This window comes from Bacteriovorax sp. DB6_IX (genome assembly GCF_000447775.1).
Taxonomy (GTDB): Bacteria; Bdellovibrionota; Bacteriovoracia; order Bacteriovoracales; family Bacteriovoracaceae; genus Halobacteriovorax_A.
The window spans coordinates 1-3,001 of sequence record NZ_AUNJ01000457.1; the positions used below are offsets into that span (position 1 = coordinate 1).

4 protein-coding genes are annotated in these 3,001 nt (G+C 38.5%); 2 read left to right on the forward strand and 2 right to left on the reverse strand.

Annotated features, from left to right (window positions below):
- Both M901_RS16805 and M901_RS16810 read right to left on the reverse strand, forming a co-directional pair.
- The coding region (locus tag M901_RS16805) for a DNA polymerase domain-containing protein (protein WP_021278889.1) at positions 1–664 on the reverse strand (664 nt) is incomplete at its 3' end.
- Positions 634–1,341, reverse strand: coding sequence for a 3'-5' exonuclease (locus M901_RS16810; RefSeq protein ID WP_021278887.1), 708 nt, complete (start codon positions 1,339–1,341; stop codon positions 634–636). The genes M901_RS16810 and M901_RS16805, both read right to left, overlap by 31 nt.
- An 80-nt stretch (positions 1,342–1,421) precedes the next feature.
- Between M901_RS16810 and pip the strand changes: the two genes are divergently transcribed.
- Together pip and M901_RS14145 are read left to right on the forward strand one after the other, a co-directional pair.
- The gene (pip, locus tag M901_RS14140) at positions 1,422–2,357 is read left to right on the forward strand and encodes a prolyl aminopeptidase (RefSeq protein ID WP_021278886.1); all 936 of its coding nucleotides are present in this window, start codon (positions 1,422–1,424) and stop codon (positions 2,355–2,357) included.
- A gap of 93 nt (positions 2,358–2,450) precedes the next feature.
- Positions 2,451–2,849 carry a bacteriohemerythrin gene (locus tag M901_RS14145; protein WP_021278888.1) on the forward strand — a complete coding sequence of 133 codons (399 nt, stop codon included), beginning with the start codon at positions 2,451–2,453 and terminating at the stop codon, positions 2,847–2,849.
- The last annotated feature ends 152 nt before the right edge of the window (positions 2,850–3,001 follow it).

Here is a 3,001-nt window from a genome sequence, read left to right on the forward strand (position 1 = left end):
AGTTAACTCCATTAACTGTTGTTAAAGAATTTACATCACCCCTTAAGCGTGAGTAAGGATCTATTTTAAAGGTTTGAATGATTGTTGGATACAGACTTTTAAAATCCAGAACAACAACATGCTCATGTAAACCTTTAAGGCCTTCCATGACATAGCCACCAAGACTAGAAGCATCTTTTTGAATATCCAGAATATTTCCAGCAACAAAGCCTTTTCTGTGAACTAAGGGAAGATAGACATGATCAAAAGCACGAGAAGACATTCCAAGTCGATCCAGAAGCTGACCGCTATAGAGAACTCTCTTACATAAGTGATCGATGAGATGAAGTTTGTCATAAATATCGAGAACGAGCGTACAGTCCAAGAGATTATATTTTGCAAGTCCTAACTTATCTTCTTCAAAACGCCTTTGAATTTCTTCGACTTTTTCAGAACCCGTTGACTCAATATCTTTACCATCACCTAAGACCTCTTTAGCAACAGTATCAAGTTTAAAATTCTCAAAACTATAGAAGGCCAACTTTAAGGCCCAAGGCCCATCAATAATAGCTCGTCCATTAATATTAGCAAAATGGCCGGCTCCCTTCTTTTCTTGTATTCGAACATTCGAGCCATCTCTTCCAAGACTAAAGTTTAGCCCATACTGAACACACTTTCTCTCCAAGAACTTGAGGTCAAATCCAACGACGTGCCACCCGACAAAGAGATCGGGATCATAACTTGGAAAGTCCTCAGAAATTTCACCAAGAGCTCTTTTTCAGTTCTAAAGAATTCCACATCTTCTTGGTCTTCTAGCTCTCCGACCATATAGACTTTCTTATATTCATTGCCATCACCTCTTTGATGAATACCAATTGAATAGAGATCATTTCCTAAGCTAGTTTCAATATCCAAAGACATAATTGAAAAAGGTGGAATATACTCACACTTCTTCACTTGAGGATTTATAATTGTCTTAATTCCAGAGATTTCTTGAACCTTACCAGCAAACTCAAGACTTCCATTGATAAATCTCTCCATAAGGAAGCGATCATTGGGTCGTATATCTGACTCAAAAGTCCTGACTCCAAGATTTGCAAGTTTATCTCTTCCCTGAAGAAATGATTGGTAGTCTTTAAAATAAATGCCATCAACAGCAGCCCCATTAAAGCCCTTTAGCCCTAATGGTTTTCTTTGTGAGCTAGGCAGGCTTGGGAACTCAGAACGGTTCTCTACGAAGAAGACTGGTTTCTCTCCTGTAAAAATTAGTTTTAGTGGACCTTCCTCACTCTTCACCCAAAAATGGAGTTCAGTTCCTTGTGGCCCATCAAAGACATTATCTGATAGGATAAAACCCTTCATACCTCTCCTCTGTAGACCTAAAACATATCAATTACACAGGAGAATGAAAAGAATTTGAGCCCTTAAAAAAGGATGTATCTATGAACTTTCTCTATCCTGAAATTGAACCTTTTAATACTGGCTACCTAAAAGTTAGCCAATTGCATGAAATATATTTTGAACAGTGTGGAAATCCAAATGGAGAGCCGGTTATTTTCCTTCATGGTGGGCCAGGAGGAGGACTTCAAGATAACTATCGCCGTTACTTTGATCCAAAGCGATACCACATCATTCTCTTTGACCAAAGAGGTTGTGGAAAATCTAAACCATTTGCTGAGTTGAGAGAGAATACAACTTGGGACTTAGTCTCTGATATTGAAAAGATTCGTGAAGAACTCTCTATTTCTAAGTGGGCCGTTTTCGGTGGAAGCTGGGGATCAACACTTGCCCTCGCCTACGCTCAAAGTCATCCAGATTCGGTCTCGGCATTATACCTTCGAGGGATTTTTATGCTGAGAAAGAAAGAGTTACGTTGGTTCTATCAAGAAGGCGCTTCTTTTCTCTACCCTGATGCTTGGGAGAAGTATATTGCTCCAATTCCTGAAGAAGAAAGAGATGACTTCATTTCTGCATTTTACAAGAGACTCACAAGTGAAGACCAAAGTATAAGATCAGAAGCCGCAAAAGCTTGGGCGGTTTGGGAAGCCTCAACAAGTAAGATTTTTCCTGACACAGAGATGATCTCAAAATTTTCTGGTGATAAATTCTCAGAGGCCTTTGCAAGAATTGAGTGTCATTATTTTATCAATGGTGGCTTCCTAGAATCAGAGAATCAATTGCTAGATAATGTGGACAAAATTAGACATATCCCAACTGTTATTGTCCAAGGAAGATACGATATTGTCTGCCCTCCACAAACGGCCTGGGAACTTCATAAGAAGTGGCCAGAAGCTGAGTTTATAATGGTGCAAGATGCAGGCCATTCTCTCAGTGAGAAAGGAATTACTCAAGCTCTCGTAAGTGCTGTAAATAAGTAGCTTTATAATTTTAGACTAAGAAAAATATGACAAATATCATTTGATCAAATTTGGATATTTCCGAAAATAGTAAAAGGTACAACTGGAGGATATATGTCACATTTTGAATGGAAAGATGATTTAAGTGTTGGTGTAAACGAAATGGATAATCAACACAAGCAATTGATTGGATATATTAATGATCTCGTAGATCAAATTGAAGCTGGCAATGATATCTTACCTGCCTTTGATAAGATGTCGGCTTTTGTCGTGAAGCACTTTGATGAAGAAGAACAACTTATGGAGGCCAACCAATTTGAGGGGCTAGGTCCTCATAAGCTCATTCACCAACAACTCTTAAAAAGAGTTGGCGAATTTAGAGAACTCATCGTTAACAACGAGTTAGACAACGATAAACTCATCGCTTTTTTAAGAATGTGGCTCACATCGCATATCAAAGGAATTGATACAAAATATGGACAATCCTTTGGAAGTTTACCCAAAGCAGCATAGTTATAACATCTCATTATTATTCGTGACGAAGCTCAGCTTGAGCTTTGTCACGGAATCAACTAATATCAACCTATGAGTAAATTTAAATCAACGAAAAGTTTTTATGGTTTCCCGTGTACACATCGTCAATGGCGAGCAGAAAGTCATTGCCA